This window comes from Francisella hispaniensis FSC454 (genome assembly GCF_001885235.1).
GTDB classification, from domain to species: Bacteria; Pseudomonadota; Gammaproteobacteria; order Francisellales; family Francisellaceae; genus Francisella; species Francisella hispaniensis.
This window is the reverse complement of record NZ_CP018093.1, coordinates 54,637-71,038: the sequence shown is the minus strand read 5'-3', so window position 1 is coordinate 71,038 and position 16,402 is coordinate 54,637. Positions and strand designations below refer to the sequence as shown.

Sequence of the window (16,402 nt, the reverse complement as noted above, 5' to 3'; positions counted from 1 at the left end):
ATTTACTCGATAAGTTTTTGTAATCTAATATTTTCTTGTATCGCCTCATCTAAACTTACTAGTTTAAACTTAACTTTAGTATTAGGTGGAAATTGTGATAGCTTATTAATATCAGCTTCTATAACATTTGCTATACGCGGATACCCACCAACAGTTTGACGATGTCGCAACAACACTATTGGACCACTTGGAGCTAATTGTATTGTACCATCTGTTACAGGCTGGGAGATCATTTCAATTTTTTGTGTATCAAGAGCAACTCCATCTAATGATAAGCCCATCTGACTAGAGTTTGCTGAAATTGTCCAAGTATTTTCAAAAAACGATTTATTTTTTAGGATACTGTACTCTGGACCTTTAAGCACTCTTATTAGGTTATTGCGGTAATTCTCGCTTATATAACTTGCAAGTTGTGATGATCTTGTCTTAGCTACTAAATTTTGCATTTGGGGCTCAGCTTTAACTGCTAAAATAAGTGTCCGAAAACCTTTTTTTATACCCTTAAATTCTAACTTCTGTCTTTTGTTAAGTAAGAAAGCCTGATTGTAGCTCACTTTTGTATGAGAATCTATATAAGTATCCTCATAGCTTGCACCACATAAGCAAACTAAAGCATCTTGATTAGCTGTAATTTCTGCTGGGTAGATCATCTCTATAGCTTCGAAATTAGTAGGCTTACCGATAAGATTATAAGCTGTAGTAAAACTAAGCTGATCTTGGGCACCTTGAGGTGATATGCCTTTATCTTGCAAGCCATATTGGCGTAGTGAAACAGTAAAGATCAAACCACCTTTTGTTGAGAGAATATCTTGCATAAACTTAACCTTTATTTTTATACAACTCTTGTGCTAATTCTAAGGCTATCTTACTATCTGAATGTATACATATAGTTTGAGATTTAAAAGTGATCTTCTCGCCAGTAATTTTGATAAATCCTTGTTTGAGCTGGTTATATTGCTCTACAGCTAATATCACATCATCAATCTCAGCATTTGGCTGACCTCGTGGTATTAGCATTGGATTATTATGATTATCAAGCATATAGCCTCTTTCTGCAAAGCTCTCTTTGATGGTTTTTATGCCTTTTTCTTTAGCATATGCTGCGACCACACCAAAAGGACTAACAAGCAATTCATCTATATTATTTTTAATACACCATTGTATGAAAGTTTTTGCTAGTTCTTGATCAACATTTAACTGATTATATAAAGCTCCATGTGGTTTTATAGCCCTAATCTCACCATCAAATAATGCAAATTGTTGATCAAAAGATTCACATAAAACACTATGGTCAATATCAATCACTTTTCTACCAAAATTTTGTTTATCTGGATAGGATATATGCGCGGTAATCTTGACATTTTTTCTTCTACAAAGATTTACATAGTAATCAACACTTGCCTTATCTCCCGCATGACCTCCACAAGCTATATTTGCTATATCAATGTAGTCAACAAGCCTATCATCAATAGCATGAGCAACACCCCGCTCTCCTAAATCACAATTTATTAAAAGCATTATTTCTCCCTAAAAATTATTTTATCGCCAGGACTAAATTTAGCAAAATCTTTGAAATCAGATATCCCAATAATATTCCATCCGCTTGGCGACTGCTCTGGAAAAATTGTAGTTTGCGAGCCACCAATTGCAACTGAGCCTGCAGCGATTCTATTTCGTGGTGTTGCCAAACGCGGTAAGCTTAAGCTTGGATCTAAGCCTAACAAATATGGAAAATATGGCTTAAATCCTAGCATTGCAATATGGTATTCAACTTGAGTATGCCTTTTTATAATCTCGGTAACATCTAGCCCAAGTATTTCAGCGGCATTTTGCAAATCAATCCCAGTATAACTGACATCAATATAATGAGTTTTTGCCTTAATACTAGCACTAAGGTTTATATTTCTAATTTTAGCTAAAATAGCTCTCTCTAAATCATAAATATACTGATAACTAAAGTGAAAAGCAATCGAATTATATGCCGGAACAATATCATAAATAGCATATTTACGACAAAAACTACTATCCTTAATAAAATACTGATAAATATTTAAGATTTTAAGATTATCCTCTAAAGACAATTTATCACTAACACTGTAGATAAAACAACTTTCGTTTAAAAAGTAATGATTCATAAATAGCACCTAAATAATTAGTTACTCGATGTCATTTGTATTTATTATTGAATTTTTAAGACTCTCTGGTTCAAGCTTATATAGTGTTATTAAACCAACAATTCCACTTACACATATCATCGCAACAGCTATATAGTCTGATACTTCTTCTGCAAAGAAAAAACATAAAAATGGTAATAATCCACCAAATATGCCAAAGCCTATATTATAAGCTAAAGCAAAACCTGTATAGCGAATTTCTCTTGGCAAGCATTCTGTAAATAGCACCATAATATTACCATAGAATATACCAAATACTGCTCCCATAACTACAAAGAATACTATCAATAAATCATTATTTACCTTATACAAGGCATACATAGGTAACGATAATACAATCATCAAAACTAAACCAAAAGCTGTAATAGTTTTTATTTTGAAGTACTTTGTCAATCTTGCAGCAATATTACATGTAATGATAAACATTATAATGCTAATGGTTGTAAGTATTGCAACATTAACATCAACTTGCTTGAGAATTTCCTTAATGATATTAGGTAAAATCGTGATCTGAAAATACGCAACGACAGCACCAGGAAAACACAACAAAATCATATAAACTAAGCTTTTATAATTTTTAATTATAATCTTTGTTAAGCTAATATCAGACTTGTGTGATTTTTTTTGTTCACCGGTATGCTTAATAAAAAATGATAACACTACCAGTATAATTGCTATACCAAAAAGTATCCGCCAACCACCATTTGCCATAGTTTCATCTGGTATCAGATACCTAGTAACCTGAAAGGTCACGATTGCTAATAAAATCCCACCAAAAGCACTAGTAATTACATTTACCCCGGCCTTAGCCTTAGCGTATAGTGTAGATTCGGCTTCTACCAAGATAACTACCGAACCACTATATTGCCCACCTATTGCGATACCTTGTAATATTCTAAATGCTACAAGTAATAACGGAGCTAAAATGCCTATAGTCTCATATGATGGTAACAACGCCATACCGACAGTAGGAACTCCCATAAAAAATGCTGCTAATGCTAAAGCAGTAGAACGGCTTTTTTTATCACCAATATAACCAAATATTATACCTCCTAAAGGACGCGCTAAAAACCCTGCCGCAAATGCTCCAAAAGCTGCTAAAAACTTAACAAATGGATCACCAGGAAAAAATGCTGCGCCAATATAGCCAGCACAAAATGAATACACGGTAAACTCATACCATTCAGCAGAACTTGCCAAAAGTACTAATAATTTTTTCATAGTTAAATCATTCCCAAAATATTGTATTTTTATTTAAATATATTTTTGCTCAAAATATAGTTTTTAGAGTATATTAGGATATTTTTTTAGAATTTATTTTTGATAGTAAATAATAAAAATTACTATTTATTTAAGCCTTACAACTAAAACATCAACATCTGCTTGATGCAAAATACTGTTTGCAGTTGAACCCAAAAAGAATCTACCGATAGCGCCTCTTCTGTGGCTGCCGACAACAATTAGATCATTTTTATTTTCTGCCGCTTTTTCTAATAAACTATTTGAGATGCCACCAATCATCACAGACTTTTCACCAGTTATACCATTCTTCTCAGCAAACTTATCAAGTGCACTTTCAACTTTATCTGTTTCATAAGTCATTAATGAAATACTATCATTTGGTATCACAAAAGCTGTATCAATTTTTGCACCATATAGCTTGGCAATATCTTTCGCTTTATTAACAACAACACAAGAGTCATTTTCAAGATCTGTTGGTACAAGCAGCCTTTTATAATTATGAGCTTTGCTATCTGCATTTTCATCATCGTTAACTCTTACAGTTAATACATCACACTTAGCTTTATGTAACACTGCATTAGCAACAGAACCTAAAAGTAGATTAATACCATGAGTTGCGTGAGACCCTAAAACGATAACATCGCAGTTACTTTCTTCTGCATAAGCAACTATTTCTGCTGCTGGGTTACCGACAAGCACCTCTTGCTCAACTTTAATTCCTAAGATTTTAGTTACCAGCTTATCTAAAGCCTCTTTTGCCTCTCGCTCAATAGAATGCTGAAAATCAACTATCGACGGTGCAAATGGAGCTACACAGTCAATAACTGTGACAACTTTCAAAACTTGAGTATTATTCTTTTTAGCAAAATCTACAGCTGAGTTAATCACAATATCAGCGTTTTCGTAGACATTTACCGCTAATAAAACCTTATTATACGCCATTAGGAATCTCCCTATTTACTTTTCCTTCTAATTTCCATTATAACAAACAAAAATAAAAAAGCATTTAATTAAACATCAATTTTTATTTTTATAGATTGTTGTAAAATACTGCCAGATTTCTTTAGGAATTGGATTTTGTAACTCAAAAATATAGCTGACAAGTTTTTTGCTAGTATTTAGTTCTTTAGCTTCTAAACATTTAGATATCAAACCTAGAAAAAAATAACTATCATGCTTATTTATTCTAGCAAAAACATAGCTTTGATAGCTATTTTCAGCAAGTGCTTTTTCTAAGGGATCATCAAGGGTTTTTGCAGTTTTAGAATAATATGAGAAAACCTGTTGTGAGATAAATTTATTATCATATATACCAAATTTTTTATACTCATCAAATGTCATAAATAAGAGTGCTTTGTTACCAAAGGCTCTATATCCTGCAAGGTTTACGCCTCCATTTGTATAATCTTGGTTAAGCACATGAGCAATTTCCTTTTTAGTATATTTTGCATACATTACTAATCCATGAGATTTATTTTTACGATATTTTTTAGCATAAATCAGCTTATTGTAAGCTATTAAATCAATAATTTGATTGTACAAAAAGCTATTCTCGACTATCAAATCAGCAACCAAAAGTCTAACCTTTAGAGCATTAATGGATATTAATGGCTCATAACCCTGTCTACCTGCGTTAATAGTAAATATCTGTAAAGAAAGGTGTAATAAAGCATTAGTAAAACTAGCTTCTTCAAAGTCAACTAAACTAGCTCTTACTGAAGTTTCAAGCTCAGATATAGTCATAGAATTAAATTTTAAAAGCTCTTCTAATATCAATATTTCATAAAGTCTTTTCGCTGGAGTAAATTCTTTTGAGAGAAACTTCAAGATATTATACTGGCGTATATCTAAATTAATAATGTCTTCTTTAAAAGCTTTTAAAATATCATAGTAAGTATCCTTGGTAGATAAAATAACTTCTGGAGAGATAAAGTTATACCACTGAAAATCGACCAAGCTTGGAATTCTACCCAGCTCTTTTTTAAGTTGAACATAGTCTCTTTTGATATTTTTTAACTGTGAAAAATTTGTTTTTTGGATATTCCTATAAATAATCTCTTTAGCAATACTACTAAAACTAATGGTACTTTTGCCAGCTAGGTAATTATTTGGAGATACAACAAACTTTTTAAGCTCATCTTTATCATAACTATTATCACCACTTAAAGCTATAGCAATAAGAAAATTATTTGTATAGTTTGCAATAAAATCAAGGATCATAACAAATTTCTTATTCTTATATTTACGTAAGCCTCTTCCTAGCTGTTGGATATAAACTATAGCACTTTGGGTAGGTCTTAAAAGGATAATTTGGTTAATACATGGGATATCAACCCCTTCATTAAAGATATCAACTGTCACAATAATCTCAAGTTCGCCGCTCTCAAGCTGTGCTATAGTTGTTTGGCGTATTTGCTCAGAATCTTGACTTGATAAAGCTTTAGCCTTTATACCTTTATCACTAAGCTTGGCAGCAAGCTCTTTTGCCTCATCCACATTACTGACAAACATTAATGCCGCCCTAGATTGACCACTATAACCATAAAAGTTGATCTTTTCGACGATATGCTCAACACGTGCATCACTCACTAACTTAGCGAAATTTTTAGCTAAAATCTCTTCGGACTCAAGATACAAATCTTCAACAGCAAAATAATGAAATGGACATAATAAATCTTGCTCTAGGGCTTGATGAAGTCTAATTTCATAAGCGATATTGTAATCAAATAGTTTAAATATATCAGCAGTATCACTTCGCTCTGGAGTCGCTGTCATTCCAAGCAAAAATTTTGGTTCAAAGTGTGCCAAAACTTTTTTGTAGCTTTGAGCTTCGGCATGATGAACTTCATCAATGATTATGTACTCAAATTCTTGGCTTTTAAAATTAGTCAAAACTTTTGGATTTTTAAGTGTTTGTACTGTGGCAAATAAATACTCTGCTGAAGTTTTATTATCTCCTGTATATAGACCTAAAGTTTTATCACCAATAACTTTAGCAAAAGTCTCTTTTGCTTTTATAGCAATATTTGTACGATGCACTATAAATAAACATCTTTTTGGCTTAACTCTTGCAACATCAAAAGCACTTAAAAAAGTCTTACCCGTACCAGTAGCACTTATTATTAAGGCCTTGTTTTTGCCACCATCTCTTAGCTGCTGTAAACTTTCAAGTGCTTCATATTGAATTTTATTTGGCTTTATTATAGAGCTTATACGATCAATCCCTATGTTAACAAACCTACTAGTACGCTGGTATACCTGAATATACTCATCTAAGATATCTCTAGGATATTTTGCTTTAGAAAAAAGATAATCAAACTCTGCAAGAATTTGCTGTGTAGTCACATCATTCAAAGTTGTCTTAAAAAGCAAATTCCACTCATTATTAATTGTAAGAGCCGATTGAGTTAGATTTGAGCTACCTAGAATTATTTGCCAACTATCTTTATTACGAAAAAAGAAACCCTTAGCATGAAAGTTTTCATTATTAAGAACTTTTAACTCAATATTATCAAACTCGAGGAGTTTCTCAAGCGCTTTTGGCTCGGTAAAATTTAAATAACAGCCTGTAAGAATTTTACCTTTTATTCCTTTAGTTTTTAGCTGACGTAATACCTCTAAGATACATACAATACCACTAAAAGTAATAAAGGCAACACTTATGATAAATTCTTCACAATTCTCAAACTGATTAATAATCTCATCTAATATCTTTGTTTTTTTAGAATTTGTCAGAAATTGTTTAGAATCTTGAATCATCGCTTATATCTTAACAGGTACTGCAGAGTCAAGATTAGCCTGACCCTTTTTACTTTTACCCCAGCAGTAGACTTGGTTGGTTTGTTTAGCTACACCGCAAGTGTAGGTTCTAGCCATACTTAGTCTAATAAATTGAATATCTGTCTTGACTTTTTGTGGTGTTGTGAAATGTCCTTTCTCACCATTGCCAACCTCACCGTTACTACCATCACCCCAACAATACGCGTAGCCATTTTCATCTAAAGCACAAGCATAGTGAGCTTTTGTATATACTTTTTTAAAGTTAATTTTACTATCAATATCAACTCTTAAAGGTTTTTTGATTTTAGTCTTATCAGTCTCACTACCTAGCTGACCTCTTTTATTGCTACCCCAGCAATATACATCATCTTTATCATCTAGAGCACAATTAAAATCATCACCTTTACTAATATTTTTAACATCTTGAAGTTTTTTAAAATTTGCTTTGATTTTTTTAGCTACATCTTTATCTTCATATTTAGGATTTTTGATTTTGTAATCACCACATCTTATTTGACCAGAACTATCAAAAGAACAATTATAATTATCCGAGTCATCTTTGCTAAATTTTTGATTATACTTCTCTATTTTGGCATCATCACGATAATCATCATTTTTATAGGCAAAATTATTCTCTACTGAATGATCATAAGAACTAAAAAATGTCTGTGTAAATGTATAGCTTGCAAAAGCATTGCACCACAGTGATAGCAAAATTACTACTAGAATATTTTTTTCATAAATAAATTTAAATTTAAAACTACTAATATAATGTTAAGTAATAATCAAATAAAATACTAGATATTAAAATTCATAGAAAGATCTTTTGCTCAATATAACGCAAAAATTTAAAGAATTTTTCCTCTTTAGTATAGTTATCTGTATCTATATAGGGCTTAGTAACAAGTATTGGATAGCAACCAGCAATTAAACATGCTAGACAGCCTGTAAGCAATCTATCATCAACAAGAGCTAACTCTTTTGCTTGGCAACCTACTACTTGGATGATTTTATTAAGTCCATCTGGATATGGTTTTTTTGCGACCCCAGCAATAAACCTAATCTTAGGAAAATTAACCTTAAAATACTTAAGTCTAGCTTCAGTTGGTTTATTTGAGAGGATAAATATTCTCTCTTGGGGAAATTCAGTAACAAAATCCTTAAGCCAAATCATAACCTCAGGATGCATTTCAGACTTGCCATGACTTGCTAAAACACCATCAAAGTCTAATGCTAAATAATTAATTCCTTGTTGCCTTAATAACTTGGTCGATAGGTTTACAATACTATCAATCTGGTATCCTTGTGATAATCGGCAAAGTTTTTTACGATGTTTAAACATCTGTTTCAAGGTATACAATCCACGCTGTAACATAGAGTATTCTTTTTCGAAATTTGTGTTTATAGTATAGCAACAAAATAATTATTTAACATAAAGGAGTATTTTCCTTATGCTAATAAGATTTTTTAAAATTATAGCTATGACACTTTCTGTGCTATTTTCTTCACTAGGAATTTGCTCCCAAACCAGCACTCAAACTTCTAGTTACTATAACAAAGGTGCTACAGTAGCAGCTAAGTTTAAACAACGAACTATAAGTGGTACCAAACAAAAATACTCCTTAACTGAAATTTATAAAGCTCTCAGTGACAAAATCTCAAATAACTCAGAGAACTTAGCTATCAAAGATAGTGATAAAAATAAGATAAGCTTTTGCATGGGATATATTACTGGAGCAAATAGTTTAAAAAAAGGAGAGCTCTTTAGTCCTAAGTCAGAAAATATTCATTATAATCCTCAAACAGTGTTACAAGGAGTATATGATCATTATAATCAGCTTAAGCCTAAATATGAACTTATAGCAAAAGATAGATTAAACCAGCTTCTTAGCACTGATCCAAAGTCTTTACCTCAACAAATTACTAATTCTCAGTTTAGCTATAGCTTAGGCTATAACTTTTTTGAAATTCCAAACAATTCTACAACCTCAAAGATTATTGTTAAACAAGAGTTTATTAAGGGAATGAAAGCAGGTTTAGAAGGAGAGAAATATAAACTTTCAGTAGAGCAAGTTGCTGAGATTAGCTATATCATTGGGACTTTGCTATATAATTCAGAATATAATTTTCTTAAAAAAACTAATGCTAAAAAGCAATTTTTAGCTGGTTTTTATAGTAAGCTAGAAACCAATAAATTTAAGGTAAACTAGCGTCTTTAAGCTTTAATGCTTTTTCATAAACAAAGTTCTTCTTAGCTCGAGTAATTTTTGTAACTAATTTTACAGCTTTATTAAGCGGCATCTCATCAAGCAGATCTTTTAGAAGTTCATCGATGTCTATTTTCAGATTATCACTATCATTTAGATTACTGTCAAAATTACAGTCAATAATTACCACAAATTCGCCTCTAAGAGTATCTTGATTGGCTTGAAAATAATCATAAACCTGTTGCACTGAACCAAAGACGAAGTTCTCAAATTGTTTGGTAAGCTCTTTTGCTACAACAATATTAGTATTAGGCAGAAGCTCTAAAAAATCTTCTAAAAGATAATTTATCCTATGTACTGACTCATATAAGATTACTGTGGTATTTATTTGTTGAAACTCACGAATCTGCTGTTGTCTTTTGTTTTGCTTAGCTGATAAAAAACCTTTAAAAATAAAACTATCCGAAGGCATCCCTGCCGCTGATAAAGCAGTAATTAATGCGCTTACTCCAGGTACTGGCACGACTTTGTAATTTTCTTTACGCAAGTTTGCTACTATCTTATAGCCAGGATCAGAAATCAATGGTGTTCCTGCATCACTTACTAAAGCAATAGTTTTAGCTGCATCGAGAAGTTCTTTAACATATTGTACACGCGACTCTTCATTAAAATCATGGCAAGAAACTAACTTTTGATTATTACGGATATTAAGGTTTGCTAGAAGCTTTGCTGTGACACGGGTATCTTCTGCTAGAATTACATCAGCATTACTTAGAACATTTAGTGCTCGATAAGTGATATCCTCTAAATTACCTATAGGTGTAGCAACAACATAAAGGGTTGCTTTTTCCAAATTATTCACCCAACATCTCCACTAAGTTTGTAATATCTCCGGCACCTTGAACCAATACAACCGTATCATCATTAGCAAGCTCTTCTAAAAAATATATTGCATGATCAAAACTATCAGCAAGTAGATACTGAGATAATCCTTTAGCAATATCTTGACTCTCTGCTCCTTTTATAACTTGCTCACCTGCAGAGTATGTCGGTAATAGAATAAGTTGATCTGCCAGCGCAAGAGCCTTTGGCCAATCTTTTATCAAATCTCTGTTGCGCGTGTATCGATGTGGCTGAAAAACATGAATAATCTTCTTATTTGGATATCTATCTCTAACTGCGCTTAGACTATTAGCAACCTCAACAGGATGATGTCCATAATCATCAATAACTGTCACTTGATATCCCGAAATTATCTTCGTATAGATATCAAATCGTCTTGCTACCCCAGCAACTGTAATTAGTGCATTGTTAATATCTTCATATTTAAACCCTAAATCAAGACAGGCGATAATACAAGCTGTCGCATTTTGGACATTATATCTACCTGGTAGCTGAAGCTTAAAACTTAACTCATCACCTTTATAAATAATTTTAAAATGAGTAATTTCATCAGCAATATGATAATCATATATTTGTACATCAGCATCATTAGAAAAACCATAGGATGTAATATTTTTGTCTGTCAGAGTATATTTAGCTAGTAAATCTCTACAACCTTGATCATCAGCACATAGATAAATACTCTTTACACTTTCTTTACTAATAAAATTTGCAAAGTTTTCAAGTAAGTTTTGATAACTATTTTTATAAGTTGCCATATGATCTAAATCAATATTAGTGACTATAGCAACCTGTGGGCTCAGATAGAGAAATGAAGCATCACTTTCATCAGCTTCGATAACTAATTTATCAGTCCCGTTAACTTGTATATTCGAATCTACATGTTTGACAACACCACCAACAACAAAACTACTATGCTTATCTAACTCACAGAGCAATGTCGCCAAAATACTTGAGGTAGTTGTTTTACCATGTGTACCAGTAACCGCAAGACTATAACTAAAGTCTTTCATTAAAACCGCTAGAAACATCGCTCTTTGCAAGCACTGTATCCCTAAAGTTCGAGCTTGTGATAACAGCGGATGATTATTAAGTATAGCACTTGAATATACAACAATATCATAATTTGCAACATCAACACCACTAGGGCTAGTAAATATTGCTATTCCTAAAGTTTGGAGTTTTGCTGTTAGTTTATTTGGAATACTGTCATAACCAGCAACATCAGCACCAAGCCTTTTAGCTGCAATAGCTAAAGCTGATACTCCTATGCCACCAACTCCAAGAAATAATATTTTTTTATTCAAATTAGCCTTCTGTAGCAAATATAATAATGATGAACTGATATAAATATTTTAGCACAATCCTTATTTTTAATCACAACCCACGCCAATATTTAAATACAGCAATACTTAACTCATTAAGCATACCTTTACCATCTGCTGCTGCTATATTATGAGCTTGACACCATTTTGTAAAAATAGTGCCATCATTAGCATACATTAGATCATATGCAAAAGAATTTTTATTGAAATTACTATCTTTTAAAGGAAGTAACTCACCATAAATACTAGATGATGTTGAATTAATAACTATATCAAAAGAATCACTAATATTGTGAAAATCGATAATTTCAATCTCAGCATGAGCTTTAAAAAGCTCCTTGATAGCTTCTGCTTTTGCTTGTGTCCTATTTGTAATACTAAGAGATAGTGGCGATTCTTTAAGGACTGCTGCAACAACTGCTTTTGCTGCTCCACCAGCGCCGATCACAAGTACTTTTTTACCAGCAAAATCAACATTGTAATTATTTTTGATATCATTAACTATACCAAGCCCATCATAGTTCAAAGCAATCATTTTACGCTCGGCTGTGAATATAACATTGCTAGCTGCTTGAACAGCTCTAGCAGTAATATCAGCATCATCTGATAAAGCATAAACTCTCTCTTTATGAGGTACAGTAATGCTTAAGCCCTTAACTTGAGGATTATCTCTAAATTCTTGAATTCTTGCTTCCAAGTCTTGTGGTGCAACTTCAATAGCTGTAAAAAGCATATCTTGTTTATATTGTTGTGCTAACCTCATTTGAATTGCTGGTGACAAGCTATGCTTCACTGGAAAACCAATCACATGATACAAATCTTTCATAGACTGAACGTTTTAAAGAGTTTATTTTAAGATTATAACATAGTACCAATGATTAGCTTGAATACAAAAGAGAAAATAAATATTATAGAACTACCTAATCAATAATCTAATTAAGAAAATGAAAAAAATATCTATTTTACTTATTTGTAGTTTTTGTTTTGTATCTGGGTTTAGTGATGAAATAACTACAAATAATCTATCAACTCAAAGCAATAGCGGTTCTAGTATAGTAATAAGTACAGCAACTGAAAAAACTAAAATAGTCAAACCAAGTGATCATGCTACGCCAATGGCAATGAATGCAACACCAACTCCTCTAGGTAAAGACATAAGAGAAGATAATATTCCGACTATAGATCAACCAAAACAACATCAACAGTTAGTTGGTTCAGACTCATCAACATGGACACCCGCGTACTTGAAAGTCAAAAAATTTAAAAAATGCTTAAGTACTGAAAATTATAGAGGTTGGCAAGGTTATTGCTTCCCTGCCGAACAACCCAAAGAGTGTCCCGATCAATCATGGGACGAGCTAAGTAAAATGAACCTAATACCATGCACAAACCCAAGTAAATAGTATTTGACTAATTTAGGGCTTTTCTATAGAATATCGAAACTATTTCTGTAATGTATTAAATAAAGATTAGAATTTTAAGAGGAAAATAAAATGAAAAGAACATTCCAACCTTCAAACCTAAAAAGAAAGAGAACTCATGGCTTCCGTGCTCGTATGAAAACTCTAAGTGGTAGAAAAGTTATCAGAAACAGAAGAGCTAAGGGTAGAGCAAAGCTTGCTGCATAATTTTTGCCTAACAAAGCAAAATATACTTGATAAAAGTGAAATCCAACAAGCTTTTGATAGCGTAGAAAGCAAATTAGGTACGCTACACTTCACGTTTCTTTTAGCTAAGAGAAACATAAAAGACCCTGGCTTGTGTGTGATCTTAACAAAGAAAAACATAAAAAAAGCTACCAAAAGAAATCTTTGTAGAAGAATAGTTAAAGAATCATTTCGTTTACACAAGGATCTCTTAGATCACAAAAGCTTGATAGTGCTAAGTAAGAAAACAGCAGCACAAGCTACTAAGGAAGAGTTGTGGCAATCTATAACAGAGTTCGAATATTTTTTAAAAGAATTACACTAGTTCCTTTTGTGATGCTAATCAACCTCTATCGCTACTGTATCAGTCCTTTTATACCTGCTAGATGTAGATATTATCCAACTTGTTCAGAATATGCTCTAGAAGCTCTGAAAACTCATGGTATACTAAAGGGATTGTACTTAACTACACGTAGGCTCTTGAGGTGTCATCCACTCTCAAAAAGAGTCTACTATGACCCGGTTCCTTGTAAAAATAAAAAAGGTTAAAATAAACAATGAAAGCTAATCATATAAGAATATTACTATTAGTCACAATAGCAATAATGTTTATCTCATTGATGGGAAAATGGGAGCAAACATTCCCTGCTGACAATACTAAACAGCAAACATCAGAAACACAAAATAATAGTCATTACGACAATGCAGATGCAACCACAAATACCAATATAACTGCAACTGATGCAAAAAGTTCTTTAGCTAAAGAGACTAATTTTTCTAAATATGATAATGCTAAAAGTATCACAATTAATACTGGCGTTTTCAAAGATCTAAAAGTCAGTCTAGTAGATGGTGCAATTATATCGGCGTCTTTAAAAGACTATACTATTAGTCTTGATGATAAGACTCCAATGAGTCTACTTACAGATAAATCAGGTTCTGAATACATTGCTAAGAGCACGATAGTCGTAAATAAGCAGCCTATTAGCATCAATTTTGAAAGCCAAGGCATCAAAACAGAAAATGGTAAGCAAATCCTAACTCTAACTGCTAATACTGATGGCTTACAAATAATTAGAACATATACTTTTGATGATACTAAGTATAATATAACAGTGTCACAAAGTATAAAAAATACAACATCCGCACCAGTTAATCTAATCGTTGATGATTCATTTGCTAGAGATTTTGATCCTGCTGGTGATAGCTTTAGCTTATTAAACGCTCATAGCTATACTTTTACAGGTGTCGCATACTCTACAGCTAAAGATAGCTTTAGAAAAGAATCCTTTAAAGATATCTCAAAAACCAATGGTCAGCCAACAGTAATAAATAGTGATGGTCAAGGTTGGGTTGCATTTTTACAGCATTACTTTGTAAGCGCATGGATACCACAATCTACCAATGCAAAAATTTATTATAAAAACCTAAATGGCGATGTATTTGAAGCTGGGGCATTTACGGGTGTGACAATAGCACCAAACCAGTCAGAAAATATTTCTTCTATTTTATATACTGGTCCAATAATAAAGGCTAACCTAGTAGACTTAGCGCCAAATCTAGAAAAAACTCTTGACTATGGAATGTTGTCTTTCTTCTCAGAAATAATTTTTTGGGTTATGAATCATATACATTCTCTAGTTGGTAACTGGGGCTTAGCAATTATTTTAGTAACGTGTTTGATTAAGCTTATTTTCTACCCTCTTTCTGCGAAGAGCTACCGCTCTATGGCAAAGATGAGAATGCTACAGCCTAGAATTAAGCGTCTGCAAGAAACATACAAAGATGATCGCCAAGCTCTTGGTAAGAAAATGATGGAGTTGTATAAAGAAGAGAAGGTAAATCCGCTTAGTGGCTGTTTACCTATGCTTATACAGATCCCAATTTTCATCTCATTATACTGGGTACTACTTGAGTCTGTAGAACTAAGACAAGCGCCTTTTATATTCTGGATTCATGATCTATCAATGAAAGATCCATACTTTGTACTTCCAGTACTAATGGGGCTGTCGATGTTTTTACAACAAAAACTATCACCAGCTCCTGCTGATCCTATGCAAGCAAAGGTAATGATGTTCTTACCAGTAATATTTACCTTCCTATTTGCATCGTTCCCATCTGGTCTAGTATTATATTGGCTGACGAACAACCTAATCAGTATTTCACAACAGTGGATTATTACAAGACACTATCAAGCTACTCATAAAAAATAAACATACATGAATAAATCTCTACTTAAACCAAAATATTGGGGTGTATGGATTATAATTTGGATCGCCAAGATTCTAGTAAATATACTTCCATACAAAATATTAATGCGTCTTGCAATAGGTATTGGTTTTCTAGCAAAACCTCTACTAAAAAAACGGCAACAAATAGCAATTACTAATCTTAAGATTGCTTTCCCTGAAAAATCAGATCAAGAAATAAAAAAACTAGCTGATGCAAGTTATAAATCAGCTAGCATGGCAGGTTTTGAAAGTCTAATCGCTTGGTTTATGACTAAAAAGAACTTTAACAAAATTCCCTTTGATAACGACCTAAAATCATTTGATAAAATTCATTATGATAAAGATAAAACTCTGCTGGTACTAGGTTTTCACTTTCATTGCCTTGAGATAGCTGGTCGCTATATTGGTGAGAACTATAGTCCGTTTACAGTGATGTATCAATACCATAATAACCCTCTGATGGAATATATCATTACCTCATCACGCAAAAAGTATGTGATTGAATGCTTCCAAAGAAAAAATATCATCGCAGTTATCAAAAGTTTAAAAAGAAAAGTCTCTATGTGGTACGCTCCAGATCAAGATTTTAAGGAACATGTAGTTTTTGCGCCATTTTTTGGCAAACTTTGTACTACCCTAACTGTAACACCATGGTTAGCAGAAAAAACAAATGCTACTGTGATCCCAGCTTACTATATCAGAAAGCCCGACCTTTCTGGATATCGTATTATAACTGGAGAGCCAATAACATTTAGTGGTAATGATCTAGAAGATGCGAAACTAACAAATAGAATCCTTGAAGAAATAATTAAAAAACACCCTGAACAATACTTATGGCAACATCGCCGCTATAAAACAAGACCACCAGGTGAAGAAAAAATTTATTAGTATTTA

At 32.6% G+C, this 16,402-nt stretch carries 18 protein-coding genes; 7 read left to right on the top strand and 11 right to left on the bottom strand.

The genetic code is table 11. The features are described 5' to 3' along the window. Nucleotides 1-2: 2 nt before the first annotated feature. The 8 genes from FSC454_RS00330 to FSC454_RS00295 form a co-directional block, all read right to left on the bottom strand. Nucleotides 3-815, bottom strand: coding sequence for a 5-oxoprolinase subunit C family protein (locus tag FSC454_RS00330; RefSeq protein WP_066045131.1), 813 nt, complete (start codon nt 813-815; stop codon nt 3-5). Between the two features lie 4 nt (nt 816-819). Continuing rightward, nucleotides 820-1,518, bottom strand: a complete 699-nt coding sequence (locus FSC454_RS00325) for a 5-oxoprolinase subunit PxpA (RefSeq protein WP_014547405.1) — start codon at nt 1,516-1,518, stop codon at nt 820-822. Further along, nucleotides 1,518-2,135, bottom strand: a complete 618-nt coding sequence (locus FSC454_RS00320; RefSeq protein WP_066045133.1) for a 5-oxoprolinase subunit B family protein — start codon at nt 2,133-2,135, stop codon at nt 1,518-1,520. Before FSC454_RS00320 ends, FSC454_RS00325 begins: the two co-directional genes overlap by 1 nt. A gap of 21 nt (nt 2,136-2,156) precedes the next feature. After that, complete coding sequence (locus tag FSC454_RS00315) at nt 2,157-3,395, bottom strand: MFS transporter (protein ID WP_071794749.1); 1,239 nt, start codon at nt 3,393-3,395, stop codon at nt 2,157-2,159. A gap of 126 nt (nt 3,396-3,521) precedes the next feature. Continuing rightward, complete coding sequence (locus tag FSC454_RS00310) at nt 3,522-4,358, bottom strand: universal stress protein (RefSeq protein ID WP_066045135.1); 837 nt, start codon at nt 4,356-4,358, stop codon at nt 3,522-3,524. A gap of 75 nt (nt 4,359-4,433) precedes the next feature. Beyond that, on the bottom strand, nt 4,434-7,175 hold the full coding sequence (locus FSC454_RS00305; RefSeq protein WP_066045137.1) for a DEAD/DEAH box helicase: 2,742 nt from the start codon (nt 7,173-7,175) through the stop codon (nt 4,434-4,436). Between the two features lie 3 nt (nt 7,176-7,178). Further along, nucleotides 7,179-7,910, bottom strand: coding sequence for an RCC1 domain-containing protein (locus FSC454_RS00300; protein WP_244148260.1), 732 nt, complete (start codon nt 7,908-7,910; stop codon nt 7,179-7,181). A 97-nt stretch (nt 7,911-8,007) separates the two neighbouring features. Further along, on the bottom strand, nt 8,008-8,571 hold the full coding sequence (locus FSC454_RS00295) for a YqeG family HAD IIIA-type phosphatase (RefSeq protein WP_066045141.1): 564 nt from the start codon (nt 8,569-8,571) through the stop codon (nt 8,008-8,010). A 76-nt stretch (nt 8,572-8,647) separates the two neighbouring features. Between FSC454_RS00295 and FSC454_RS09745 the strand changes: the two genes are divergently transcribed. Further along, entirely contained in the window at nt 8,648-9,406 is a 759-nt protein-coding gene (locus FSC454_RS09745; protein WP_066045142.1) for a hypothetical protein, read from the top strand. Here FSC454_RS09745 and rsmI read toward each other — a convergent pair. From rsmI to aroE, 3 genes are all read right to left on the bottom strand, one after another. Further along, nucleotides 9,393-10,265 (bottom strand): 16S rRNA (cytidine(1402)-2'-O)-methyltransferase, encoded by an 873-nt coding sequence (rsmI, locus tag FSC454_RS00285; RefSeq protein WP_044247109.1) that lies wholly within the window; start codon nt 10,263-10,265, stop codon nt 9,393-9,395. The two genes, FSC454_RS09745 and rsmI, sit on opposite strands and share 14 nt — an antisense overlap. Next, nucleotides 10,258-11,613, bottom strand: coding sequence for a UDP-N-acetylmuramate--L-alanine ligase (gene murC, locus FSC454_RS00280; RefSeq protein WP_066045144.1), 1,356 nt, complete (start codon nt 11,611-11,613; stop codon nt 10,258-10,260). The genes rsmI and murC overlap by 8 nt, the downstream gene beginning before the upstream one ends. Before the next feature lie 70 nt (nt 11,614-11,683). Continuing rightward, nucleotides 11,684-12,457 (bottom strand): shikimate dehydrogenase, encoded by a 774-nt coding sequence (gene aroE / locus FSC454_RS00275; RefSeq protein WP_066045146.1) that lies wholly within the window; start codon nt 12,455-12,457, stop codon nt 11,684-11,686. 118 nt (nt 12,458-12,575) lie between these two features. On the opposite strand from aroE, the gene FSC454_RS00270 reads away from it, so the two are divergent. From FSC454_RS00270 to FSC454_RS00245, 6 genes are all read left to right on the top strand, one after another. Then, nucleotides 12,576-13,034, top strand: coding sequence for a hypothetical protein (locus FSC454_RS00270; RefSeq protein WP_066045148.1), 459 nt, complete (start codon nt 12,576-12,578; stop codon nt 13,032-13,034). A gap of 90 nt (nt 13,035-13,124) precedes the next feature. Further along, a complete protein-coding gene (gene rpmH, locus FSC454_RS00265; RefSeq protein WP_003014180.1) occupies nt 13,125-13,259 on the top strand; it encodes a 50S ribosomal protein L34 in 135 nt (44 codons plus the stop codon). Further along, nucleotides 13,249-13,602 carry a ribonuclease P protein component gene (gene rnpA, locus FSC454_RS00260; RefSeq protein WP_014547393.1) on the top strand — a complete coding sequence of 118 codons (354 nt, stop codon included), beginning with the start codon at nt 13,249-13,251 and terminating at the stop codon, nt 13,600-13,602. The genes rpmH and rnpA overlap by 11 nt, the downstream gene beginning before the upstream one ends. Continuing rightward, nucleotides 13,578-13,826 (top strand): membrane protein insertion efficiency factor YidD, encoded by a 249-nt coding sequence (yidD, locus tag FSC454_RS00255; RefSeq protein ID WP_197456246.1) that lies wholly within the window; start codon nt 13,578-13,580, stop codon nt 13,824-13,826. The genes rnpA and yidD overlap by 25 nt, the downstream gene beginning before the upstream one ends. An 8-nt stretch (nt 13,827-13,834) precedes the next feature. Beyond that, on the top strand, nt 13,835-15,490 hold the full coding sequence (yidC, locus tag FSC454_RS00250) for a membrane protein insertase YidC (protein ID WP_066045149.1): 1,656 nt from the start codon (nt 13,835-13,837) through the stop codon (nt 15,488-15,490). Between the two features lie 6 nt (nt 15,491-15,496). Further along, nucleotides 15,497-16,396 (top strand): lysophospholipid acyltransferase family protein, encoded by a 900-nt coding sequence (locus FSC454_RS00245; RefSeq protein ID WP_066045151.1) that lies wholly within the window; start codon nt 15,497-15,499, stop codon nt 16,394-16,396. Nucleotides 16,397-16,402 lie beyond the last annotated feature (6 nt).